Source organism: Streptomyces sp. CB09001 (assembly GCF_003369795.1).
In the GTDB taxonomy this organism is placed as follows: Bacteria; Actinomycetota; Actinomycetes; order Streptomycetales; family Streptomycetaceae; genus Streptomyces.
The window spans coordinates 6,122,999-6,146,084 of sequence record NZ_CP026730.1; the positions used below are offsets into that span (position 1 = coordinate 6,122,999).

At 71.9% G+C, this 23,086-nt stretch carries 23 protein-coding genes and 3 pseudogenes; 16 read left to right on the top strand and 10 right to left on the bottom strand.

Translation table 11 applies throughout. From position 1 onward, the window contains the following. Window positions 1-59 precede the first annotated feature (59 nt). Window positions 60-971 (top strand): HipA family kinase, encoded by a 912-nt coding sequence (locus C4J65_RS28410; RefSeq protein ID WP_115744958.1) that lies wholly within the window; start codon window positions 60-62, stop codon window positions 969-971. Window positions 972-1,054: 83 nt separating this feature from the next. Here the strand turns inward: C4J65_RS28410 and aceB are convergent, their stop codons facing one another. Next, entirely contained in the window at window positions 1,055-2,677 is a 1,623-nt protein-coding gene (aceB, locus tag C4J65_RS28415; RefSeq protein ID WP_115744959.1) for a malate synthase A, read from the bottom strand. Between the two features lie 184 nt (window positions 2,678-2,861). Further along, a complete protein-coding gene (locus tag C4J65_RS28420; protein WP_115744960.1) occupies window positions 2,862-3,485 on the bottom strand; it encodes a nucleotidyltransferase family protein in 624 nt (207 codons plus the stop codon). 152 nt (window positions 3,486-3,637) lie between these two features. On the opposite strand from C4J65_RS28420, the gene C4J65_RS28425 reads away from it, so the two are divergent. Beyond that, complete coding sequence (locus C4J65_RS28425; RefSeq protein ID WP_115744961.1) at window positions 3,638-3,952, top strand: DUF5955 family protein; 315 nt, start codon at window positions 3,638-3,640, stop codon at window positions 3,950-3,952. Window positions 3,953-3,988: 36 nt separating this feature from the next. Here C4J65_RS28425 and allR read toward each other — a convergent pair whose 3' ends face one another. Next, a complete protein-coding gene (gene allR, locus C4J65_RS28430; protein ID WP_115744962.1) occupies window positions 3,989-4,810 on the bottom strand; it encodes an allantoin degradation transcriptional regulator AllR in 822 nt (273 codons plus the stop codon). A 255-nt stretch (window positions 4,811-5,065) separates the two neighbouring features. On the opposite strand from allR, the gene allB reads away from it, so the two are divergent. Then, the gene (gene allB, locus C4J65_RS28435) at window positions 5,066-6,403 is read left to right on the top strand and encodes an allantoinase AllB (RefSeq protein ID WP_115744963.1); all 1,338 of its coding nucleotides are present in this window, start codon (window positions 5,066-5,068) and stop codon (window positions 6,401-6,403) included. Window positions 6,404-6,467: 64 nt separating this feature from the next. Further along, on the top strand, window positions 6,468-7,598 hold the full coding sequence (gene alc / locus C4J65_RS28440) for an allantoicase (protein WP_115744964.1): 1,131 nt from the start codon (window positions 6,468-6,470) through the stop codon (window positions 7,596-7,598). A 75-nt stretch (window positions 7,599-7,673) separates the two neighbouring features. Here alc and C4J65_RS28445 read toward each other — a convergent pair whose 3' ends face one another. The 4 genes from C4J65_RS28445 to C4J65_RS28460 all read right to left on the bottom strand — a co-directional run bounded on the left by C4J65_RS28445 (window position 7,674) and on the right by C4J65_RS28460 (window position 10,904). Then, window positions 7,674-8,456, bottom strand: coding sequence for an SDR family oxidoreductase (locus C4J65_RS28445; RefSeq protein ID WP_115744965.1), 783 nt, complete (start codon window positions 8,454-8,456; stop codon window positions 7,674-7,676). A 255-nt stretch (window positions 8,457-8,711) separates the two neighbouring features. After that, window positions 8,712-9,179 (bottom strand): MarR family winged helix-turn-helix transcriptional regulator, encoded by a 468-nt coding sequence (locus C4J65_RS28450; RefSeq protein WP_115744966.1) that lies wholly within the window; start codon window positions 9,177-9,179, stop codon window positions 8,712-8,714. 78 nt (window positions 9,180-9,257) lie between these two features. Beyond that, complete coding sequence (locus C4J65_RS28455; protein ID WP_115744967.1) at window positions 9,258-9,467, bottom strand: hypothetical protein; 210 nt, start codon at window positions 9,465-9,467, stop codon at window positions 9,258-9,260. A 3-nt stretch (window positions 9,468-9,470) separates the two neighbouring features. Further along, window positions 9,471-10,904, bottom strand: coding sequence for a helix-turn-helix transcriptional regulator (locus C4J65_RS28460; protein ID WP_115744968.1), 1,434 nt, complete (start codon window positions 10,902-10,904; stop codon window positions 9,471-9,473). Between the two features lie 224 nt (window positions 10,905-11,128). On the opposite strand from C4J65_RS28460, the gene C4J65_RS28465 reads away from it, so the two are divergent. Next, window positions 11,129-11,752, top strand: coding sequence for a hypothetical protein (locus tag C4J65_RS28465; RefSeq protein WP_162833398.1), 624 nt, complete (start codon window positions 11,129-11,131; stop codon window positions 11,750-11,752). Window positions 11,753-11,971: 219 nt separating this feature from the next. Here the strand turns inward: C4J65_RS28465 and C4J65_RS36875 are convergent. Both C4J65_RS36875 and C4J65_RS28475 read right to left on the bottom strand, forming a co-directional pair. Continuing rightward, window positions 11,972-12,217 (bottom strand): annotated as a pseudogene (locus C4J65_RS36875) (hypothetical protein); the annotation flags it as partial. 178 nt (window positions 12,218-12,395) lie between these two features. Further along, window positions 12,396-12,476 (bottom strand): annotated as a pseudogene (locus tag C4J65_RS28475) (GNAT family N-acetyltransferase); the annotation flags it as partial. Window positions 12,477-12,700: 224 nt separating this feature from the next. Here C4J65_RS28475 and C4J65_RS28480 point away from each other — a divergent pair. The 5 genes and pseudogenes from C4J65_RS28480 to C4J65_RS28500 all read left to right on the top strand — a co-directional run. Beyond that, a complete protein-coding gene (locus C4J65_RS28480) occupies window positions 12,701-13,207 on the top strand; it encodes a DUF2617 family protein (RefSeq protein WP_115744970.1) in 507 nt (168 codons plus the stop codon). Next, window positions 13,204-13,602 (top strand): DUF4247 domain-containing protein, encoded by a 399-nt coding sequence (locus C4J65_RS28485; RefSeq protein ID WP_115744971.1) that lies wholly within the window; start codon window positions 13,204-13,206, stop codon window positions 13,600-13,602. Before C4J65_RS28480 ends, C4J65_RS28485 begins: the two co-directional genes overlap by 4 nt. A gap of 46 nt (window positions 13,603-13,648) precedes the next feature. Further along, the gene (locus tag C4J65_RS28490) at window positions 13,649-14,089 is read left to right on the top strand and encodes a DUF350 domain-containing protein (protein ID WP_115744972.1); all 441 of its coding nucleotides are present in this window, start codon (window positions 13,649-13,651) and stop codon (window positions 14,087-14,089) included. 22 nt (window positions 14,090-14,111) lie between these two features. Continuing rightward, complete coding sequence (locus tag C4J65_RS28495; RefSeq protein WP_115744973.1) at window positions 14,112-15,707, top strand: polyamine aminopropyltransferase; 1,596 nt, start codon at window positions 14,112-14,114, stop codon at window positions 15,705-15,707. A gap of 165 nt (window positions 15,708-15,872) precedes the next feature. Next, window positions 15,873-16,304 (top strand): annotated as a pseudogene (locus C4J65_RS28500) (response regulator transcription factor); the annotation flags it as partial. Here the strand turns inward: C4J65_RS28500 and C4J65_RS28505 are convergent. Further along, window positions 16,301-17,314, bottom strand: a complete 1,014-nt coding sequence (locus C4J65_RS28505; RefSeq protein ID WP_115744974.1) for a Gfo/Idh/MocA family oxidoreductase — start codon at window positions 17,312-17,314, stop codon at window positions 16,301-16,303. The pseudogene C4J65_RS28500 and the gene C4J65_RS28505 overlap by 4 nt on opposite strands. Window positions 17,315-17,442: 128 nt before the next feature. Here C4J65_RS28505 and C4J65_RS28510 point away from each other — a divergent pair, with 128 nt between their 5' ends. The 6 genes from C4J65_RS28510 (at window position 17,443) to C4J65_RS28535 (ending at window position 23,072) form a co-directional block, all read left to right on the top strand. Beyond that, entirely contained in the window at window positions 17,443-18,180 is a 738-nt protein-coding gene (locus tag C4J65_RS28510) for a myo-inositol degradation transcriptional regulator (RefSeq protein WP_115746671.1), read from the top strand. Between the two features lie 220 nt (window positions 18,181-18,400). Beyond that, complete coding sequence (locus C4J65_RS28515) at window positions 18,401-19,405, top strand: sugar ABC transporter substrate-binding protein (protein WP_115744975.1); 1,005 nt, start codon at window positions 18,401-18,403, stop codon at window positions 19,403-19,405. Continuing rightward, window positions 19,402-20,442: an ABC transporter permease gene (locus C4J65_RS28520; protein WP_115744976.1), complete on the top strand. Its 1,041-nt coding sequence runs from the start codon at window positions 19,402-19,404 to the stop codon at window positions 20,440-20,442. The genes C4J65_RS28515 and C4J65_RS28520 overlap by 4 nt, the downstream gene beginning before the upstream one ends. Beyond that, a complete protein-coding gene (locus C4J65_RS28525) occupies window positions 20,439-21,254 on the top strand; it encodes an ATP-binding cassette domain-containing protein (RefSeq protein WP_115744977.1) in 816 nt (271 codons plus the stop codon). The genes C4J65_RS28520 and C4J65_RS28525 overlap by 4 nt, the downstream gene beginning before the upstream one ends. Window positions 21,255-21,345: 91 nt before the next feature. Then, a complete protein-coding gene (locus C4J65_RS28530) occupies window positions 21,346-22,494 on the top strand; it encodes an ROK family glucokinase (protein ID WP_011030775.1) in 1,149 nt (382 codons plus the stop codon). After that, window positions 22,491-23,072 (top strand): sugar kinase, encoded by a 582-nt coding sequence (locus C4J65_RS28535; protein WP_115744978.1) that lies wholly within the window; start codon window positions 22,491-22,493, stop codon window positions 23,070-23,072. The genes C4J65_RS28530 and C4J65_RS28535 overlap by 4 nt, the downstream gene beginning before the upstream one ends. The last annotated feature ends 14 nt before the right edge of the window (window positions 23,073-23,086 follow it).

A 23,086-nucleotide genomic window follows, 5' to 3' on the forward strand; every position in this document is an offset into this window, starting at 1 on the left:
TGACGCTGTGCGTGGCGGGCGCTCGGCCCCGGTGGTCACCTTTGGTTACCATGCAGGACATGAGACAGGTCACCGCCATCCGCTACATCGAGCCCCTGCGCTCAGGTGGCTCCGTGCCCGCCGTGGTCGAGGCCGACGACCTCGGCACCTACGTCCTGAAGTTCACCGGCTCCGCGCAGGGCCGCAAGGCGCTGGTCGCGGAGGTGGTGGTCGGGGAGCTGGCCCGGGAGCTCGGGCTGCGGGTGCCGGAGCTGGTGCTCGCGCACTTCGACCCGGCGATCGCCGACGCCGAACCGCACCAGGAGGTGCGCGACCTGCTGCACGCCAGCGCGGGACTCAACCTCGGCATGGACTACCTGTCGGGCGGCGCCGACCTCACGCCCGAGCTGGCCGAGGCGTTCCCGGTGGACGCGCGGGAGGCCGGACGGGTCGTCTGGCTGGACGCCCTCACCGTCAACGTCGACCGGACGGTGCACAGCTCCAACCTCATGGTCTGGCCCACCCTCGGCACCGTCCCCCCGCGTCTGTGGCTGATCGACCACGGCGCGGCCCTCGTCTTCCACCACCGCTGGGGCGCCTCCCCGCCGGAGAAGGCGTACGACTTCCGGCACCACGCGCTGGGCCACTACGCCCCCGACCTCCCGGCCGCCGACGCCGAGCTGGCGCCGAAGGTGACGCGGGAGCTGCTGCGCGAGGTGGTGGACCGGGTGCCGGAGGCCTGGCTGACCTGCGAGGGCGACCTCGACACGCCGGACAAGGTGCGCGCCGCCTATGTGGACTACCTGTACGCGCGCGTACGGGCCTCCCGGCAGTGGCTGCCCGGCGGTTTCCCCAGCCGCGAGGAGCTCGCCGCCGAGAACGCCGCCCGCGCGGCGCGCACGCAGCGGGGCCGGCCCGACTGGCTGAAGCGGGTCCCCGACCTGCACGGCAAGCCGCCCGCGGAGCAGGACTGGTCGGTCCACCTGGGCTGACCGCACCGGGTCCGACGCACGACCGCGCCCCCCGGTGCCGTGCTTCGGCACCGGGGGGCGCGGACCATCGAGCGCGTGCGGCGTCAGCCCGTCAGCTGCTCGTACGCCGGCAGCGTCAGGAAGTCGGCGTAGTCCTCGTCGAGCGACACCGTGAGCAGCAGGTCGTGGGCCCGCTGCCAGTTGCCGGCCGCGAAGGCCTCGTCGCCGATCTCGGCGCGGATGTTCGTCAGTTCCCCGGCGGCGACCTCGCGGGCCAGGTCGGCGGTGACCTGCTCGCCGTTGTCGAGGACGACCTCCGCGTTGATCCACTGCCAGATCTGCGAGCGGGAGATCTCGGCGGTGGCGGCGTCCTCCATCAGGTTGAAGATGGCCACGGCGCCGAGGCCACGCAGCCACGCCTCGATGTAACGGATGCCGACCTGCACGGCGTTGACCAGACCGGCGTACGTCGGCTTGGCGTCGAGCGAGTCGACGGCGATGAGGTCGGCCGCCTCGACGTGGACGTCCTCGCGCAGGCGGTCCTTCTGGTTGGGCCTGTCGCCGAGGACCTTGTCGAAGGACTCCATGGCGATCGGGACCAGGTCGGGGTGGGCGACCCAGGAGCCGTCGAAGCCGTCGCCGGCCTCGCGGTCCTTGTCGGCGCGGACCTTCTCGAAGGCGACCTTGTTGACCTCCGCGTCCCGCCGCGAGGGGATGAACGCCGCCATGCCGCCGATCGCGTGCGCGCCCCGCCTGTGGCAGGTGCGGACGAGGAGTTCGGTGTACGCCCGCATGAACGGGGCGGTCATCGTCACCGCGTTGCGGTCCGGCAGGACGAACCTGGCACCGCCGTCACGGAAGTTCTTGACGATGGAGAACAGGTAGTCCCAGCGCCCGGCGTTCAGCCCGGAGGCGTGGTCGCGCAGTTCGTAGAGGATCTCCTCCATCTCGTACGCGGCCGTGATCGTCTCGATCAGGACGGTGGCGCGGACCGTGCCCTGCGGGATGCCGACGTAGTCCTGCGCGAAGACGAACACCTCGTTCCAGAGGCGGGCCTCCAGGTGGGACTCCGTCTTCGGAAGGTAGAAGTACGGGCCCTTGCCGAGGTCGATCAGGTGCTGGGCGTTGTGGAAGAAGTACAGGCCGAAGTCGACCAGGGCGCCGGGGACCGGGCGGCCGTCCACCTGGAGGTGGCGCTCGTCGAGGTGCCAGCCGCGCGGGCGCATGACGACCGTCGCCAGTTCGGCGTCCGGGCGCAGCGCGTAGGACTTGCCGGTGCGCTCGTCGGTGAAGTCGATGGCGCGGGTGTACGCCGAGGCCAGGTTGAGCTGGCCGAGGACCACGTTCTCCCAGGTCGGCGCTGAGGCGTCCTCGAAGTCCGCGAGCCACACCTTCGCGCCCGAGTTGAGCGCGTTGATGGTCATCTTGCGGTCGGTGGGGCCGGTGATCTCGACGCGGCGGTCCTGCAGTGCGGCCGGAGCGGGGGCCACCTTCCAGGAGTCGTCCGCGCGGATCGCGGCGGTCTCCGGGAGGAAGTCGAGCGTGGAGGTGCGGGCGATCTCGGCGCGGCGCTCCGCACGGCGGGCGAGGAGCTCGTCACGCCGGGGCGTGAACCGCCGGTGCAGCTCGGCCACGAAGGCGAGCGCCGCATCGGTGAGGACCTCCTCCTGCCGGGGCAGGGGCTCGGCGTCGACGATGGCCAGCGTGGACGGCGCTGGTGCGGACATGAGCTGTCACTTCCTTCAGCGGTGGCACCGGGTGCCAGAGGGTGCGTATGGGGCATTACGCACTCGCCGTGCAGCGGAGTGCTTCTGGTCAGTGGATAGTAGTTTCCTCATCGTGGAACTTCAATGGTTTGTTGATGTCGAGATTCTCCGGGTCGAGGGAAGGTGGCGCTGGGTGCCACCTCCCTCACTCAAGGTGGACCAGGTCCGCCTCGGTGTCGATGTCGTACGGCCGCGCCACGTCCCCGCACTCGACGAGGGCGATCTCCGCCTCGTGTTCCCTCAGATAGGCGCGGGCACCCCGGTCGCCGGTGGCGGTCGCCGCGATCCCCGCCCAGTGTGCGGCGCCCAGCAGTACGGGATGCCCGCGCACGCCCGCGTACGCCGCCGAGGCCAGCGACGTCTCGTCCCGGAATCCGGCGCGCACCCGGGCCGCCGCCTCCGCGCCGATGCCGGGCTGGTCCACCAGGGCGACCAGCGCCGCCCGCGCGCCGGTCCCCGCCAGTGAGCCGAGTCCGGCCCGCAGCGAGGACCCCATGCCCCGCTCCCAGTCGGGGTTGTCCACGAGGACGCAGCCGTCGAGCGCGGCCCGGGCGCGTACCTCCTCGGCGTGCGCCCCCAGGACGACGTGCACGCGGGCGCAGCCGGCCGCGCGCAGCACGTCGGCCGCGTGTTCGACGAGTGGGTGTCCGCGATGTTCGAGCAGCGCCTTGGGGCGGCCGCCGAGGCGCCTGCCGCCCCCGGCGGCCAGCAGCAGCCCCGCCACCCGGTCGCCCACCTGGTCTTCTGTCAGGGCCTCGTTGTCGGTCATGGCTCCTGCATACCTGACCGACCGCCAAACCCTCCGGCGTACGCGGGTTTCCGGAGACTTTCCGGAGACTGAATTTCGGTCCGCGCGGTGGCGCGTCCGGTGCGCGGTGGCGTTTACTGGCCCGCGCACAACGGAGTGCGAGGGGGAGGACTGTGTTGCGGAGCTTGGGGCAGAGGCGCGTGACCGTCGGCGACGAGGACGTGAGGGTGGTGGCGCTGCGGACCGCGGTGTCGCGGTTGCGCCGCCAACTCGCGCTGTTGCCCGCCGACTTCCCGGACCGGCAGATCGCGGAGGACGAGTTGGCCGACCTCGCCGCCATGGCGGGCCACGGCGTCCCCGAGGTGCCGCGGCTGCGCCGCTCACTGCTGCTGATAGCGGGCGCGATCGGCTCCGTCAGCGCCCTCGCACCGGGGCTGACGGAGGTCCGTCACGCCGTGGAACTCTTCGGGGACCCGCCGCGCCGCTGAGTCCCGGAAGCGGAGGGCGCCTACGGGAGGGCCGCCTCAGACGGCCGGATTGCTGTTCGAGCCGTTCGAGCCGTTCGAGGTCAGCAGGGCCTCGGACAGCTCCGCCGCCACCTGCTGGAGCAGGGGCACGATCCGGTCGGTCGCGGCCTCGGTGACGCGGCCCGCGGGGCCGGAGATCGAGATGGCCGCGGCGGTGGGGGAGTCCGGCACCGGGACGGCCAGGCACCGGACGCCGATCTCCTGCTCGTTGTCGTCGATCGCGTAGCCCTGGCGCCGCACGTCCTCGAGCGCCGCGATGAAGCCGTCCGGCGTGGTGATGGTCTTGTCGGTCGCGGCCGGCATGCCGGTGCGGCCCAGCAGGGCCCGCACCTCGTCCGCCGGGAAGCTCGCGAGCAGTGCCTTGCCGACACCCGTGGAGTGCGGCAGGACGCGCCGGCCGACCTCGGTGAACATGCGCATGGAGTGCTTGGACGGCACCTGGGCGACGTACACGATCTCGTCCCCGTCGAGCAGGGCCATGTTCGCCGTCTCGCCGGTCTCCTCGACCAGGCGGGCCAGGTGCGGGCGGGCCCAGGTGCCGAGCAGCCGGGAGGCGGACTCGCCCAGGCGGATCAGACGCGGGCCGAGCGCGTACCGCCGGTTGGGCTGCTGGCGTACGTATCCGCAGGCCACGAGCGTGCGCATCAGGCGGTGGATGGTCGGCAGCGGCAGCCCGCTGCTGGCCGAGAGCTCGCTCAGGCCGACCTCGCCCCCCGCGTCCGCCATCCGTTCGAGCAGGTCGAAGGCGCGCTCCAGGGACTGGACGCCACCGGTGGCGGACCTGGCGGAGTCGGTGGTGCTGGCGCTGGACGTCGGCACGGCACGTTCCTTTCGGGGCTGGCGGGAGGAAAGAAGCGTACCCGGCACCCGGTTGACTACCGGCTTGTACGTAGCTACGTTCTGCTTGCTGGAATTCTAATTCCGCTTTGTGGAAAGGTCCAGAGCGGGGTCATTGGGCATGCCGTCACAAAGGGTGCCTCTTGACGGCCTCGGAGCGGGAGTGAAGACTCCTTCAACAGAACGTTGAAATCCGTCGGCCGAGGCAGACACGTACAGGCAGAGAAGGGGATCCGGGTGTCCGAAGCTGAACTGGTGCTGCGCTCGACGCGCGTCATCACTCCCGAGGGGACCCGTGCCGCGTCCGTCGCGGTGACCGGGGAGAAGATCACGGCCGTCCGGCCGTACGACGCCCCCGTCCCGGCGGGCGCCCGGCTGGAGGACGTCGGCGACCACGTCGTCCTGCCCGGCCTGGTCGACACCCACGTGCACGTGAACGACCCCGGGCGCACCGAGTGGGAGGGCTTCTGGACCGCCACCCGCGCCGCGGCGGCCGGCGGCATCACCACCCTCGTCGACATGCCGCTCAACTCCATCCCGCCGACCACCACGGTCGACAACCTGCGCACCAAGCGCGAGGTCGCCGCCGACAAGGCGCACATCGACGTCGGCTTCTGGGGCGGCGCCCTGCCGGACAACGTCAAGGACCTGCGTCCGCTGCACGAGGCCGGGGTCTTCGGCTTCAAGGCGTTCCTGTCGCCGTCCGGCGTGGACGAGTTCCCGCACCTCGACCAGGAGCAGCTCGCCCGCTCGCTGGCGGAGATCGCCGCCTTCGACGGACTGCTGATCGTGCACGCCGAGGACCCGCACCACCTGGCGGCGGCCCCGCAGCGGGGCGGCCCCGAGTACACCCACTTCCTGGCCAGCCGCCCGCGCGACGCCGAGGACACCGCGATCGCGACCCTGCTCGCGCAGGCCAAGCGGTTCAACGCGCGCGTGCACGTCCTCCACCTGTCCTCCAGCGACGCCCTGCCGCTGATCGCCGAGGCCCGCGCCGACGGCGTCAAGGTGACGGTCGAGACCTGCCCGCACTACCTCACGCTCACCGCCGAGGAAGTGCCGGACGGCGCCAGCGAGTTCAAGTGCTGCCCGCCCATCCGCGAGGCCGCCAACCAGGACCTGCTCTGGCAGGCACTGGCGGACGGCACGATCGACTGCGTCGTCACCGACCACTCGCCCTCCACCGCCGACCTCAAGACCGACGACTTCGCCACCGCCTGGGGCGGCATCGCCGGCCTCCAGCTCAGCCTGCCGGCCATGTGGACCGCGGCCCGCGGACGGGGCCTCGGCCTGGAGGACGTCGTGCGCTGGATGTCGGCGCGCACGGCCGCCCTGGTCGGGCTCGACGCGCGCAAGGGCGCCATCGCGCCGGGCCACGACGCGGACTTCGCCGTCCTGGCCCCCGACGAGACCTTCACCGTCGACCCGGCCGCCCTCCAGCACCGCAACCGCGTCACCGCGTACGCGGGCAAGACCCTGTACGGCGTCGTGAAGTCCACCTGGCTGCGCGGCGAGCGCATCGTGGCGGACGGCGCGTTCACCGACCCGAAGGGACAGCTCCTCGACCGGGCCTGACGTGCCCGGCCACTCCCTGAACCCAGCACCCCCCGAACAGCCCCGAAAGGAACACCTGATCACCGTGACGGCCCAGCAGAACACCTCGTTGGCCAGCTTCACCGGCGACGCCCGGCCCTACGGAGGCGGCGACCCGTACGCGGACTACCGCACCGCCGACCTCCCCTTCACCCAGTACGCCAACCTTGCCGACCGGCAGCTCGGCGCGGGTGTCGTCGCCGCCAACGACGAGTTCTTCGCCCAGCGCGAGAACCTGCTGGTGCCCGAGCCCGCCGAGTTCGACCCCGAGCACTTCGGGCACAAGGGCAAGGTCATGGACGGCTGGGAGACCCGCCGGCGCCGCGGTGCCTCGGCCGAGCAGCCCTGGCCCGCCGAGGACGACCACGACTGGGCGCTGATCCGCCTCGGCGCCCCCGGCGTGATCCGCGGCATCGTCGTCGACACCGCCCACTTCCGCGGCAACTACCCGCAGGCCGTCTCCGTCGAGGGCACCTCGGTCCCGGGCTCCCCCTCCCCGGAGGAACTGCTCGCCGACGACGTGAAGTGGACGACCCTCGTCCCGCGCACCCCGGTCGGCGGCCACGCCGCCAACGGCTTCGCCGTCTTGGCCGAGCAGCGCTTCACCCACCTGCGCCTCAAGCAGCACCCCGACGGCGGCATCGCCCGCCTGCGCGTGTACGGCGAGGTCGTCCCGGACCCCGCCTGGCTCACCGCGCTGGGCACCTTCGACGTGGTCGCCCTGGAGAACGGCGGCCAGGTCGAGGACGCCTCCAACCTCTTCTACTCGCCGGCCACCAACACCATCCAGCCGGGCCGCTCCCGCAAGATGGACGACGGCTGGGAGACCCGCCGCCGCCGTGACCGGGGCAACGACTGGATCCAGTACCGCCTGGTGGACCGCGCGCAGATCCGCGCCGTCGAGATCGACACGGCGTACCTGAAGGGCAACAGCGCGGGCTGGGCCTCCGTCTCCGTGAAGGACGGCGAGGCGGGCGAGTGGCGCGAGGTGCTCCCGCGCACCCGGATGCAGCCCGACACCAACCACCGCTTCGTCCTGCCGGAGGCGGCCGTCGGCACCCACGCGCGCGTGGACATCTTCCCCGACGGCGGCATCTCCCGGCTGCGCCTGTTCGGCTCCCTGACCGAGGACGGCGTGGCCCACCTCGCCGCCCGCCACCAGGAACTGGGCGGCTGACCCGCCGCACACCGGCCCGCGGGGCGCACCGGCAGGACAGCACCGGTGCGCCCCGCGCGTACGTTCCGGGGGCGGTTACGCGGCGTGGCCGCCGTCCACCGCGAACTCCGCGCCGGTGACGTACGTGGCGGTCGCCAGGTACGCCACCGTCGACGCCACCTCGTCCGCCGTGCCGAAGCGGCCCAGCGCCGTCAGCGCCGCCTGCCCGTCCGCGTGGGGGCCGTCCGCCGGGTTCATGTCGGTGTCGATCGGACCCGGGTGCACGATGTTCGCCGTGATCCCGCGCGGGCCCAGTTCCCGGGCCAGCGCCTTGGTCAGCCCGATCAGCGCCGACTTGCTCGTCGCGTACAGCGTCCCGCCGGGCCCCGGCACCCGCTGGGTCATGCAGGTGCCGACGGTGATGATCCGTCCGCCCTCGGTCATGCGGGCCGCGGCCGCCTGCGAGGCCAGGAAGACGCCGCGGACATTCACGGCCAGCAGCCGGTCGACGTCGGCGGGGGAGAGGCTCTCCAGCGGGCCGAGCAGGCCCACGCCCACGTTGTTGACCAGCACGTCCAGGCGGCCGCCGAGCGCCGTGGCGGCCCGCTCGACCGCCGCCGAGGCCTCGTCCGCGTCGGCGGAGTCGGCCCGCAGGGCCACCGCCCGGCGCCCCAGCGCCTCGGCGGCCCGTACGACGTCCTCGGCCGCGTCCTTGCCGTTCACGTAGGTGAGGGCCACGTCCGCGCCCTCCCGTGCCAGTCGCAGGACGGTCGCCGCGCCGATGCCCCGGCTGCCGCCGGTCACGAGGGCGGTGCGGCCGGCCAGGGGAGCGGTGGCGGTGGCGGGGGCGAGCGGGTTGGTGTGCGTGTTCGTGTTCATGGGTCCATCCCAGCCGGGCCGGGCGGCCCGTGCTGGCGGCGAACGGACATCGACCTGACCGGCTGGTCCGGCCCGGCCGCGCCGGACCAGCTCGCCTGAACGCCCAGGACCTTCGCTGGTTGACCTGTCGATCTCCGACCCCCTGCGTGGGTGACGCGTCAACCGTCCTGGAGGAGTACGGCGGCCTCGTCCTCCCCGGCTCTGCAGGCGGTGTTCCCGGTGCGAACCGTCGGGGTGCACGTCCGGCACGCGTGGTCAGCCGGGCTGCTTCTCCATGTGGTCCAGAATGCGCTGGGAGAGGTGACCGAATGTCTTGAGCTGGCTCGGGGTCAGGGCGTCGACGAAGAGGCGGCGGACGTGATCGACGTGCTGGGGTGCGGCTTCCTCGATCGCCCGGTAGCCGGCCGGGGTGGCGACGATGAATGCGCCGCGTCCGTCGTCGGGACACTCCTCCCTGGCCACCAGGCCGCGTTTCGCCATCCGGGTGACCTGGTGGGACATCCGGCTCTTCTCCCATTCCGCGAGTTTGGCCAGGTCCAGGAAGCGCATCCGCCCGTCTCCCCGTTCGGTGAGGTTGACGAGCACGATGTAGTCGGACGCGGACAGTCCGGAGTCCGCCTGGATGTGCCGGGACAGCCGTCCGACGAGCGTCTCCTGCATGCGGATGAAGCTGTCCCAGGCGGCCTTCTGCTCCGGGTCGAGCCAGCGCGGCGGTGCGTCCATGCGTTTCAGTCTAACGAAATTGTTGACACCTCATCTACTGGTGGTGGCGGGATCAGGGCCTCGTCGTGCGGTGTCCGCTCAGGTCGGGTTCTCGCCGCCGCCGCCGACGACGTAGACGGAGACGTGGACGTTCGAGCCGACGACCCGACCGCTACTGCCCCCGGTGACCACCGGCGTCCTGCCCGCCAGCTGTCCCCTGCGGGTGGCTCCCTCACTCTCGATGCCGATCCGTTCGCCACCCGGACCGCGGGACACCGGAGGCGCGAGCCCTGACGCGGCGTCCGCCATGCTTTACGTACCGTCCTGCGATGCGGGCTCCCACCCGCGTCCCAGGGTGTCGTACACGTACCGGGGCAGGCCTTCGACGGCGCTGGTACGGAACGGGCGGCCGTCGTCGTCGACGCGCACGGTGCCCGTGCGGCCCTGGGAGGACCAGTCCAGTTCCAGGTACCAGCGGCAGTCGCACGAGGAGGTCCCGGCCGTGACCAGCAGCACCTCGGGGTCCTCGGCGGAGACGCGGTAGGGCATGCGCACGGCCGGGATCGGCGTGCCGGAGTCGTTCCCGGGGACCGCGCGGGCGATGGGCCGGTCCTTGTCCAGGTCCACGGCGAAGGACCGGGGAGTGATCGAGCCGCCGCAGCCCTGGTCCATGGCGTAGGTGTTGCCCTCGGCCGGAGACGTACGGCCGACCACCCGCACGCGCAGCGCCTCCAGTACGACGGCGGTGTCGCTGCGGCCCTGCACCGACAGCTGTACGAGTGTCTCGCCGCCGTGGACCGCGTTCTGCGTCGCCGCCCAGGGCGCCGCGTCCTGCGGGGCAGGGGGAGGGGGGACCTGGCCCGGTGGCCTGGCGATGACGTAGTCGTGGCCGCAACCGAGCTTCCAGGCCTGGGAGTTCACGGCCCAGGTGAGCGGCGAACCGGTGGGCTGTGCGCCGCGGGGCGCGGCGGATGTCGCGCCGGGCGGGCGGGCAGCGCTTGGCTTCTCCCTCGCGGCGGCGGAGCCCGAAGGCCGCTCGGAGGCCTCGGCGGTGGGGGTGCCGCTCGGGCCGGGAGAGGCACTCCGTCGCTCAGGCACCCCGGCCGCGGGCGTGCCGGACGCCGTCGGACCGGCGACCTGGCCGTGACTGTCGACGGACGGCCGCCGCCCGTCCGGCAGTGCGGACAGGGTCCCGAGCGTGGCGAGCACGGCACCGACCGAGGCCAGGGCGACCGCGAGACGTCTACGGCGGTACCAGGGGCGGCGCGGCGGCGCCGCCGCGGGGACCCGGGGCGGGCCGGACGCGGGGTCCGTTTCGGCGGCCGGACCGCCGGCGGTCTTCGGTGCTGCCCACGGTCCGCCCGCCGCGTCGTCCGCCGCCTCCGCCGTGTCGTCCGCCGCCGCCTCCGCCGTGGCGCCGGGCGCGCTCCCCGCCGTCCCCGTTGTCCCCGGCGTACGAGGCCGACGGCGGGCCGCCACCGCCAGGAGCCAACGGCGGTGGAGTTCCAGGCGTTGCTCCGAGGTCGCCCCGCACAGGGCCGCGAAGCGTTCCACGGGGGCGAAGTCGAGCGGTACCGCGTCGCCCGCGCAGTAGCGGTGCAGCGTCGAGGTGTTCATGCCCAGACGGCGGGCCAGCGAGCCGTAGCTGCGGTCCGTGCGCTCCTTCAGCGCGCGCAGCAGCGCCGCGAACTCGGCCACCTCGTCGATGCCGTCGCCGTCGTCCTGTGCCGGCACAGGTCCACCCATCCTCGTACCACCCCAACAGGCCCGGGACGGCATCCCAGGCACCCCATGTACCTGCACGTCGGACGGGCTGGGATGGTTCCACCGTGCCCGGACGGCCGTCGGCTGTTGCGCCCGGCCGCCGTGACCGCCGATGCTCTTGGTGCCGCACCGACCAGGCCCTGGCCGACCAGCCGGCCTCTCGCCGCCGCATCCGTGACCACGCATCACCCACCGGGGGTACGCCCATGTCCCTGCGCATCCGAACGAGCACGCTCACCGCACTCACCGTCGCCGCCCTCGCGGCGGGCACGGTCCTCGTGGCCCCGTCCGCCGGCGCCGCGCCGAAGGCCGCCGCGCCCACGTTCCTGTCGGCGTCCCAGCTGCCGCCGCACCCGTCGTCGTCCTGGACCGCCGGGCCCGTCACCGACGGGTTCCCGGAGGAACTGGGCCTCTGCTTGAGCACCGAGGGCGTGCCCGCCCACGACTACCGGCACCGACGGTTCTGGACGGAGCTGGACACCGGTGCCGTGCAGTTGACCGTCGTCGCGGAGAGCGCCGTCCGGGCCAAGGCTCTGGCGAAGCACTACGACGACCTGATCCGCACCTGCGCCGACCGCATCGAGGAGTCCTCGCCCGACGTGGAGGCCGAGGGGCGCGACTTCGGCAGGCTGCCGGTCGAGGAGGGCGCCCGCGTCCGCGGCCTGCACACCGAGACGTCCTGGGGTGCCACCGACATCGCCCTGCTGTCGGTCGGGCGGGACGGCAGGACGGTCACCGTCCTCAAGTGGGGCCAGCTGGGCGACTTCAAGAACGCGCCCGTGGCCGCCTTCAAGAGGACCACGAGAACGGCCGTCGACCAGCTGTACTGACCGGGCGGCTCGTTGAAGGACCAGGGCCGTCCTCCCGCCACGGGGGTCGGGAGGACGGTCCTCGACTTTCGTCCGCGGCCGAGCGCTCAGGTTGCCGTGACCGGCTGCGGAACCGTGTGGGCGATGAGCCGACCACGCGGCGGACGGCGGTGCTGAAGGCGCGAAGGCGCTCTCGGACCGGTAGCCGGTGGCCTGTGCCCGCTCTGAGATCGGCAGGGTGTCGCGGGCGAGGGCGTCGCGCGCGAGGCTCGTCCGCCATTGGACCAGGTACTCCAACGGCGGGACCCCGACGTGGCGTTCGAAGGCCTGGGCGAACGCGGACCGCGACAGGTGGCTGTGGCTGATGTCGGCGAGCTCCTCGGCGGCGGGGCCCCCGACCTCGGTGGCCAGGAGATCGGTCAGCTGCGCGAGCCGCCCGCCGTGCGGGTCGGCGGCGGTGCCGCGCACCAGGCCCCCGATCCGCACGTGCGGGAACCTGTCGAAGCGCGGGGCCCGGTCTCCCGCGGCCCGCAGGCCGGGCCCGATCGCCGTGCGGGGTGCCGGCGTTGCCCGCCGAGAGCACCCTCACCCGATCTGGTTGTTACATCAACCATGGTGCCATGGACCAGGTGCCTACGCCTGCGCTCCCGCCGTACCCGGCCCGTCAGTCACTGACCTTGCTGCGGGACTGGTACAGCAGGTCCTGGTACTCGGGGTGCCGGCTGACCCAGCCCGCGAAGAAGGGGCGCGCGTCGCTCACTTCGACCGTCATGTGTCCTCCTGGCGGGGTTCGAACCGGCCGGCCGACGGAAATCCGCGAGCCGGAGCGTCACCCAACCCATATGGTTGACCCACCAACTTGCCAAGTGGCGTGCTCCTCCCCGATCTTCCGGGGGCCGCTTTCCGGCCATGGTCGACGCGTGTGTCATACTCGGCGCCGCTCGTAGCACTATCGGACCGGGGGGCCGCATGCACGCCGTATCTCTGCAAGCCCCCTACCTGGATACGGCCGCGGATCAGCTCTGCTTCTCTCTGGACCTGACCGAACGGCCGGCGCTTGCCGAACGTGAGGTGTTCGTGGGAGGGCTCACCGTGCGACTGAGGCTGCTCGGGGCGTCCCACCAGGTCTTCGCGGGCCCGGTGCGGGAGACCGTGGCGTGCCTGCCGGAGGCGGTGAGGGGACTCCCGGCGACGCACACCCGGCGGTGGGCGGGGTGGACGTACGACTTCAGCGCCACCACGGCACGCCTGGACCCCGGGGAGTTCAGCGCCCGGGTCGCGGACGCCCTGAGCCGCGCCGACGAGGCGGAGCACAGCCTGTGCGGGGTCTTCCCCGGGTCTCCGGACGCGGTGACGGCGGTGGTCGTCGAGGCGCGCGACAAGCGGTCCGGCGCGGGGCTGGCCTGGCGTACCTGGCACAGCTATCCGCAGGACGGGCACATCGTATCGACGCACAGCCGGCTGGAGGCCCGATGAACAGCACCCGACTCCTTCGCGGGGCGGTGGCGGCCGTGCTGGTCACGGTCCTGCTCTCCGCCTGCTCCAGTGACGGGGAGGACGGCGTCCCGCGCAGCTGGATCGGCAAGACGTACTCCGCCGGCGGGAGCGGGTGGCTCGACAGGAACAGCTCACCGGTCAAGGTCGCCGACGCGATCGACGGCCACCGCGACGCCCTCGACCGGGCGTCCGGCGGCGGCAGCGAATTCCTGCGCTACGGCGACGACATGGTGACCGTCTCACCGTATCCGAGCGGCGGCAGCACGATCGAGATCGAGGACTACCGCAACGGCTACCGCCGGCACCACCAGCACCTCACCTACTGGCCCAACCCGAGCAGCTTCCGCGGCGGCGGCCCCGGCTCCGGCAAGTGACGCCGGCGCCCCCGACCCCAACGACGCCCTCCAGAAAGGCAACGCAGTGACCGAGATCTTCGAGTCGGCCGGGCAGGCCCTGCTCTACGGGGTCGTGGGCCTCGCCGTGATGGCCGTCGGCTTCGGCGCCCTCGACCTCGTCACGCCGGGCAAGCTCTTCCACGTGGTGTGGCGGGACCGCAACCGCGGCGCGGCCGTGCTCCTCGGCAGCCAGTCCCTCGCGGTCGGGCTCGTCATCATGTCGGCCATCCAGGCCAGCGAGTCCGAAGAGGGCCTGGGATACGGCCTGTTCAGCACGCTCCTCTACGGTCTGGCCGGGGTGCTGGTGATGACGCTGGTCGGTATCGTCATCGGCATGCTGACGCCGGGTCGGATGGGCGCGGTGGCCCTCGACGACGGCGACGACCACCGCCCGCACCCCGCCGCCTGGGTCCAGGCCGGCATGTACCTGGGCACCGCCGTCATGGTCGGCGCGGCCCTCTCCTAGGACCACCACGAGGACCACCCCCATGAGCTCCACCCTGGACGACCGCGCCACCGCGACGCCCGCGCGCCCCCCGGCCGACCGTCACACCCGGGGGGCGCGGTTCCTGCTGCTGCTCGCCGTCTTCCTCTGCGCCGCCTGCGGCCTCGTCTACGAACTGGCCCTGACCGCGCTGGGCAGCTACCTCATCGGCAACTCGGTGCTCCAGACCTCCGTGGTCATCTCCGTGATGGTCTTCGCGATGGGCGTGGGCTCGCTGGCCGCCAAACCGCTGCGCCGCCGTCCCGTCGTCGCCTTCGCGGTGGTGGAGGGGGTGCTCGCGCTGGTCGGCGGCCTGTCGGTCCTGATGCTCTACGCGGCCTTCGCCTGGCTCCAGCTCTACATGCCCGCGATGATCGTGGTGTCCCTGGTGGTGGGCCTGCTCATCGGCGCCGAGATCCCGCTGCTGATGACGCTGCTCCAGCGCATCCGCAAGCAGGAGGCGAGCAGTGCGGTCGCCGACATGTTCGCCGTCGACTACATCGGCGCCCTCGTCGGCGGCCTGTGCTTCCCGCTGTTCCTGCTGCCGACCTTCGGCCAGTTGAAGGGCGCGCTGGTGGTCGGCGTGGTCAACGCGGTCGCCGGGGTCATCGTCGTGGTGTTCATCTTCCGCCGCCAGACCGGCCGGCTGGCCAAGGCCGGGCTGCTGGCCGGCGTCACCGTGGTGCTCGCCGTGCTCGGCACCACGTATGTGCTGGCCGACGACCTGGAGATGACCGCGCGGCAGCACATGTACGCGGACCCGATCATCCACTCCGAGACCACGCAGTACCAGGACATCGTGGTCACCCGCTCCACCGCCTTCACCGGCGAGCCCGATGTACGGCTCTTCCTCAACGGCGACCTCCAGTTCAGCTCGGTCGACGAGTACCGGTACCACGAGTCGCTGGTCCACCCCGCGTTGTCCGGCCGCCGCTCCAACGTGCTGATCATGGGCGGCGGCGACGGGCTCGCACTGCGCGAGGTGCTGCGTTACGAGGACGTCCGGCACGCCACCCTGGTCGAACTGGACCCGGCGATGACCCGGTTGGCGCGTACCTTCGAGCCGCTGCGGAAGCTCAACCACGGTTCGCTGGACGATCCGCGGGCCGAGATCGTCAACGCGGACGCCTTCACCTGGCTGCGCGAGGCCCGGCAGCGGTACGACGCGGTGGTCATCGACTTCCCGGACCCGGACTCGGCGTCGCTGGCGAAGCTGTACTCGGTGGAGTTCTACGACCTGCTCCGCCGGGTGCTGGCGCCGCACGGCCAGGTCATGGTGCAGAGCGGATCGCCGTTCTTCGCCCCCAAGACCTACTGGTCGATCGCGAAGACCATCGAGACGGCCGGGTACGCGACGACGGAGTTCCAGATCGACGTGCCGAGCTTCGGCAACTGGGGTTTCGTCCTCGCCACCCCCGGCACCGAGGCCCCGCCGCTGCGGCTCGCCCCCGACACGCCGAAGCTCCGCTACCTGGACGAGGCGGTGCTGAAGGCGGCCACCGTGTTCCCCGTCGACCGCCGCCGCACCGACGTACGGCCCAGCACCCTGATGGATCCCGCGGTGCTCGAATACGTTCAGGACGAGTGGCGCGACTACTGAGCCGGGCGGGGAGCCCCGCCCACGCAGGCAGCCGGGCCACGTCGCTCCGTGCTCAACCTGACTTGCCGCTCTCGGCGGCGGCGAACAGCGAGCCGCCGAGAGCGAGCAGCGCCACGCTCGCGTAGACCTCGTAGCCGTCGAGGAAATCGATCACCTTCCACGCGGAAACAGGTGCTGCGTGCCCTGCGCGCCGGAGCCGCCGGGTTCGTGCTCAAGGACACGCCGCCCGCGGAGATCCTCGACGCGGTCCGCAGGGTCGCGGCCGGCGACCCCGTCCTGTCCCCGGCCGTCACCCGACGGCTGAAGGAGCAGGCGGCCGGTACCGCCCCCGACGCGCGCCACACACGCCACGCGCGCCACACACGCGCGCGTGCCCGCGTGGACACCCTCAGCGACCGCGAGCGCGAGGTCGCCGTCGCGGTCGGCCGCGGCATGGCCAACGCCGACATCGCGCCCCACCTCTTCATGAGCGTCGCCACGGTCAAGGCCCACGTCTCCCGCATCCTGGCCAGACTCGACCTCGACAACCGGGTGCAGATCGCGCTGCTGGCGTACGACGCGGGGCTCCTGGACGATTTCCTGGACGACGCCCCCTAACGGGTGAGCGCCTCCGGCACCTCCGCCAGCCGTACGGGTCTGCGCTCGCGCCGGGAGACGTCGCAGGCCTCCGCGATCCGCAGGGCCTGCAGCGCCTCGCGCCCGTCGCAGGGATTGGCGTGCTCGCCCCGCACCACCTGCACGAAGGTGGTCAGCTCGGCCTCGTAGGCGGGCCCGAAGCGCTCCACGAAGCCGGTCCAGGGCTTGTCCGCGGCCGGCGGACCGGTCGGCTCGGTGGACGCGATCGGCGTACGGTCGTCCAGGCCCACGACGATCTGGTCCAGCTCCCCGGCCAGCTCCATGCGCACGTCGTACCCCGCCCCGTTCAGCCGCGTCGCCGTGGCCGTGGCCAGCGTGCCGTCGTCCAGCGTGAGCAGCGCCGCGCCGGTGTCCACGTCGTCCGCCGCGCGGAACACCGGCGGACCGGCGTCGGACCCGGCGGCGTACACGTCGACGACCTCCCGCCCGGTCACCCAGCGCAGGACGTCGAAGTCGTGGATGAGCGTGTCCCGGTAGAGCCCGCCGGACTGCGGCAGGTACTCGGCCGGCGGCGGGGTCTGGTCGCTGGTCACCGCCCGGACGGTGTGCAGCCGGCCGAGCCGCCCGGACCGCACCGCCTCCCTGGCCCCCGTGTAGCCGGTGTCGAAGCGCCGCTGGAAGCCCATCTGGAGGATCGTCCCCGCGGCCTCCACCTCGGCGATCGCCTGTAACGTGCCCGGCAGGTCCAGCGCGATGGGCTTCTCGCAGAACACCGGGAGCCCCGAGCGGGCCGCCCGGCCGATCAGCTCGGCGTGGGCCGGCGTCGCCGTGGTGATCACCACCGCGTCCACGCCCCACTGGAAGATCTCGTCCACTCCTGGTGCCGCCGTCTCGCCCAGCCGGTGGGCCAGGTCCTGCGCCCGCGTGATGTCGGCGTCCGTGAGGATCAGGGATCCGACGTCGCGGTGGCGGCTGAGCGTGTTGGCGTGAACGGTACCGATGCGGCCCGTTCCGATGACCCCGATGCGCATGGAATCAAAGTGGGCTCACAGCCGCTCCCTGTCAATGCGTATGTCCGGACAATCGAACCGCGCAGCTTCCCGTCACCTCGGCACGGAGCTACGCTCGGCCCGTGCCGAAACCAGAAGTGGACCCGACCGTGTCGCTGGACCTCAGCGTGGATCGCAGCAGCCCGGTGCCGCTGTACTTCCAGCTGTCGCAGCAGCTGGAGGCGGCGATCGAGCACGGCGCGCTGACCCCCGGCAGCCTGCTGGGCAACGAGATCGAGCTGGCCGCGCGGCTCGGTCTGTCCCGGCCCACCGTCCGCCAGGCCATCCAGTCGCTCGTCGACAAGGGCCTGCTCGTGCGCCGCCGCGGCGTCGGCACCCAGGTCGTGCACAGCAAGGTGCGGCGCCCCCTGGAACTCAGCAGCCTCTACGACGACCTGGAGGCGGCGGGCCAGCGCCCCGCCACGAAGGTCCTGGTCAACACCGTCGTCCCGGCCGCCGCGGAGATCGCCGCCGCCCTCGGCGTGGCCGAGGACAGCGAGGTGCACCGCATCGAGCGGCTGCGGCTGACGCACGGGGAACCGATGGCGTACCTCTGCAACTACCTGCCGCCCGGCCTCGTGGACCTGGACACCGGGCAGCTGGAGGCCACCGGCCTCTACCGGCTGATGCGCGCCGCCGGGATCACCCTGCACAGCGCCCGGCAGTCCATCGGCGCCCGCGCCGCGACCTCCGGTGAGGCCGAGCGGCTCGGCGAGGAGACCGGCGCCCCGCTGCTCACCATGGAGCGCATCACCTTCGACGACACGGGACGCGCGGTCGAGTTCGGCACCCACACCTACCGGCCGTCCCGCTACTCCTTCGAGTTCCAGCTGCTCGTGCGGCCCTGAGCGACTCCGGCCGGGGTCCGTGCCCGCCGGCGGCTCCCGGCAGCGGCTCCCACCGTGCGGGTTCGTCGCAATGTCCGGACAATGTGACCGTCGGCCGCTCCCCGGAGGCGAGCGCTCCGCTTGTGTGTCGGACAATGGGGCGTTTGGGGTTTCCAGAACCCGGCCGGGGCCGGGAAGGCCCCGCACGCACAGCACGGCACAGCAAGAAGGGCACGGCCTCGTGGCACGGTTTCGGACATGGGTGGGCATCGCGCTGGCAGGGGCACTGTCGGTGTCCCTGGCCGGCTGCAGCAGTACCGGCGGCAAGCGCGCCGAGGACGCCCGCAAGGCCGCGTCGGCCGAGGGCAGGGCGGCGGTGAACACCCCCCGCTGGACCTTCGCGATGATCACCCACTCGGGCGACGGCGACACCTTCTGGGACATCGTCCAGAGCGGCGCCGAGCAGGCCGCGGTCAAGGACAACATCAACTTCCTGTACTCCCACGACGACGAGGCGCAGCAGCAGGCCCAGCTCGTGGACGCGGCCATCGACAAGAAGGTCGACGGCATCATCGTCACGCTCGCCAAGCCCGACGCGATGAAGTCCGCCCTCGCCCGGGCGCACAAGGCGGGCATCCCGGTGATCACGGTGAACTCCGGCTCCGAGGAGTCCAAGGAGTTCGGCGCGCTCACCCACGTCGGCCAGGACGAGACGATCGCCGGTGAGGCCGTCGGCGAGGAGCTGAACCAGCGGGGCCGCGAGCAGGCGGTCTGCGTGCTCCACGAGCAGGGCAACATCGGCCACGAGCAGCGCTGCGACGGAGTGGAGAAGACCTTCGACGGCAAGGTCCAGCGGCTCTACGTCAACGGCACCAGCATGCCGGACGTGCAGTCCGCCATCGAGGCCAAGCTCCAGACCGACAAGTCCGTCGACGCCGTCGTCACGCTCGGCGCCCCCTACGCCGACACCGCCGTCAAGGCCAAGCAGGGCGCGGGAAGCAAGGCCGAGATCGACACCTTCGACCTCAACGCCAAGGTCGCCGCCGGACTGGCGGACGGCACCCTCGGCTTCGCCGTCGACCAGCAGCCCTACCTCCAGGGCTACGAGGCCGTCGACCTGCTGTGGCTGTACAAGTACAACGCCGACGTCCTCGGCGGCGGCCGTCCGGTGCTCACCGGGCCGCAGATCATCACCAAGGACGACGCCGCCGCGCTGGCCGACTACACGAAGCGGGGCACGCGATGAACGCCACGCAGGTGAAGGCGGTTGACGAAAGGATTCTGCAGACCTCTCCGCTGCGGAAACTCCTCGGCCGCCCCGAGCTGGGCTCCGTCGTCGGCGCGATCGCCGTGTTCGTCTTCTTCGCGTTCTTCGCCGACAGCTTCCTGCACGCCGCCAGCCTCAGCACGGTGCTCTACGCCGCCTCCACGATCGGCATCATGGCCGTCCCGGTGGCGCTGCTGATGATCGGCGGGGAGTTCGACCTGTCCGCCGGCGTCATGGTCACCTCCTCGGCGCTGGTGTCGTCGATGTTCAGCTACCAGATGACCGCCAACGTCTGGGTCGGCGTGGGCGTGTCCCTGCTGGTGACGCTGGCGATCGGTGCCTTCAACGGCTTCATGCTCACCCGCACCAAACTGCCCAGCTTCATCATCACGCTCGGCACGTTCCTCATGCTGACCGGCCTGAACCTGGGCTTCACCAAGCTCGTCGACGGCACCGTCTCCACCAAGTCGATCGCCGACATGGAGGGCTTCCCCTCCGCCCACGACGTCTTCGCCTCCACCATCACCATCGGCGGCGTCGGCTTCAAGGTGACCATCCTGTGGTGGCTCGCCCTGGTGGCCGTCGCCAGCTGGATCCTGCTGCGCACCCGCGCCGGCAACTGGATCTTCGCGGTCGGCGGCAACCGGGACGCCGCCCGCGCGGTGGGCGTCCCGGTCACCAGGACCAAGATCGGCCTCTACATGGGCGTCGGCCTCGGCGCCTGGATCTCCGGCCAGCACCTGCTCTTCTCCTACGACGTCGTCCAGTCCGGCGAGGGCGTCGGCAACGAGCTGATCTACATCATCGCGGCCGTCATCGGCGGCTGTCTGATCACCGGCGGCTACGGCAGCGCGGTCGGCTCCGCGGTCGGCGCGTTCATCTTCGGCATGACCAGCAAGGGCATCGTCTTCGCCGAATGGAACCCCGACTGGTTCAAGTTCTTCCTCGGAGCGATGCTGCTCCTCGCGACCCTGCTCAACGCCTGGGTCCGCAAGCGCGCGGAGGCCACCAAGTGACGCGGAACCAAGACCGTACGGCGCTCGTCGAGCTGTCCGGCGTCAGCAAGAACTACGGCCACGTCCGCGCCCTCGAAGGCGTGTCCCTGGAGGTCCACGCCGGGGAGATCACCTGCGTGCTGGGCGACAACGGGGCGGGCAAGTCCACCCTCATCAAGATCATCGCAGGGCTGCACCAGCACGACGGCGGCACGCTGAGCCTGGACGGGCAGGAGACCCGGCTCTCCTCCCCGCGCGAGGCCCTGGACCGCGGCATCGCCACCGTCTACCAGGACCTGGCCGTCGTCCCCCTCATGCCGGTCTGGCGCAACTTCTTCCTCGGCTCCGAGCCGCGCAAGGGCGTCGCCCCGTTCAAGCGCATGGACGTCGACCACATGCGCCGCACCACCCACGCGGAGCTCCTGCGCATGGGCATCGACCTGCGCGACGTCGACCAGCCCATCGGCACCCTCTCCGGCGGCGAACGCCAGTGCGTGGCGATCGCCCGCGCGGTGTACTTCGGCGCGAAGGTACTCGTCCTGGACGAGCCGACGGCGGCGCTTGGCGTCAAGCAGTCGGGTGTGGTCCTGAAGTACGTGGCGGCGGCACGTGACCAGGGACTGGGTGTTGTCCTGATCACCCACAACCCGCACCACGCGTACCTGGTGGGCGACCGCTTCGTGCTGCTGAAGCGGGGCACGATGGTGGGCAACCACGAGCGCGAGGACATCACCCTGGACGAGCTGACGAGGCAGATGGCAGGCGGGAACGAACTGGACGATCTACGCCATGAACTGCAACGGACCCAGGGGCGCGGGGAACGGCGCGAGTAACCACGACGCACCCGCACCCGGCAACGAACCCATCACGCCACCCCCTGTCCCATTCGGCACCCGGCGGAGCCGTGCGGCACAATCGCACCCGATGAGCACCTACCGCGACTTCACCGCCCCCATCGGCTCCCGCCGCGCCCCGGTCCTGCGCACCGTGGGCACGAGGGAACGCCGCTCGCACCTCACGGCACCCCGCGTGCCCACGGTCGGCATCGACATCGGCGGCACGAAGGTCATGGCGGGTGTCGTCGACGCCGATGGCAACATCCTGGAGAAGCTCCGCACGGAGACCCCGGACAAGTCCAAGAGCCCGAAGGTCGTCGAGGACACGATCGTCGAACTGGTCCTGGACCTGTCCGACCGGCACGACGTGCACGCCGTGGGCATCGGCGCGGCCGGCTGGGTCGACGCCGACCGCAACCGCGTGCTGTTCGCCCCCCACCTGTCCTGGCGCAACGAACCGCTGCGCGACCGCATCGCCGGCCGACTCGCGGTGCCCGTCCTGGTGGACAACGACGCCAACACCGCGGCCTGGGCCGAGTGGCGCTTCGGCGCCGGCCGCGGTGAGGACCACCTCGTCATGATCACGCTCGGCACCGGCATCGGCGGCGCGATCCTGGAGGACGGCCAGGTCAAGCGCGGCAAGTACGGCGTCGCCGGCGAGTTCGGACACATGCAGGTCGTCCCCGGCGGCCATCGCTGCCCGTGCGGCAACCGCGGCTGCTGGGAGCAGTACAGCTCCGGAAACGCCCTGGTCAGGGAGGCCCGCGAGCTGGCGGCGGCCGACTCGCCGGTGGCGTACGGAATCATCGAGCACGTCAAGGGCAGCATCGGCGACATCACCGGCCCGATGATCACCGAGCTGGCCCGCGAGGGCGACGCCATGTGCGTCGAGCTGCTCCAGGACATCGGACAGTGGCTAGGCGTCGGCATCGCGAACCTCGCCGCGGCCCTGGACCCGTCCTGCTTCGTGATCGGCGGTGGGGTCAGCGCCGCCGACGACCTGCTGATCGGCCCCGCGCGCGACGCCTTCAAGCGCCAGCTCACCGGCCGCGGCTACCGCCCCGAGGCTCGCATCGTCCGCGCCCAGCTCGGCCCCGAGGCCGGCATGGTGGGCGCCGCCGACCTGTCCCGGCTGGTCGCCCGCCGCTTCCGCCGCGCCAAGCGGCGCCGGGTGGAGCGGTACGAGCGCTACGAGCGCTACGCCGAGGCCCGCCGTGAGTCCCGGGAGTCGCTGTGACGGAGTCCCTGCCCCACCAGCCCGGCCCCCCGGAGCCGGCCGGCGCCGCGGCCGAGGGCCGCCGGCACATGATCCGCCGCCGTACGCTCACCCTGCTCATCATCGTGCTGCTCATCGGCGTCCCGGCCGGCTACCTCGCGATCTCCGCGAGCCAGAGCCGCGACAGCGGCAGGGACAAGGAGGCGAAGTACGCGGCGACCGGAATGACCAGCGGCTGGCCCTCCAAGCTGCAGCGCCGCATCTACGAGGTGCCCGTCCCGGTCCCGGCCGAAGAGGTCGCGTACTACGAGACGAACAACTGGAAGACCAGCCGGCTCTACGTCCAGTTCGAGACCACCGGTGCCGGTCTCGACGTCTTCCTGGCGGGCCTCGGCGTCGACCGGGACGCGCTGAGGAAGGGCAAGATCGCGATCAGCGACCGCGCCCAGCGGGTCACCGGCTGGCAGTTCGGCGGGTCCGGCTCCTGGTGGGGCGTCGTCAACGAGCAGGCGAACCCGGCGCCGACCCAGGACGTCGTCGTGAACATGGAGAACCCGGACTACCCGATGGTGTACGTCGTCTCGCACACCGTTCCGTAGGGCCTCCGTCCTCG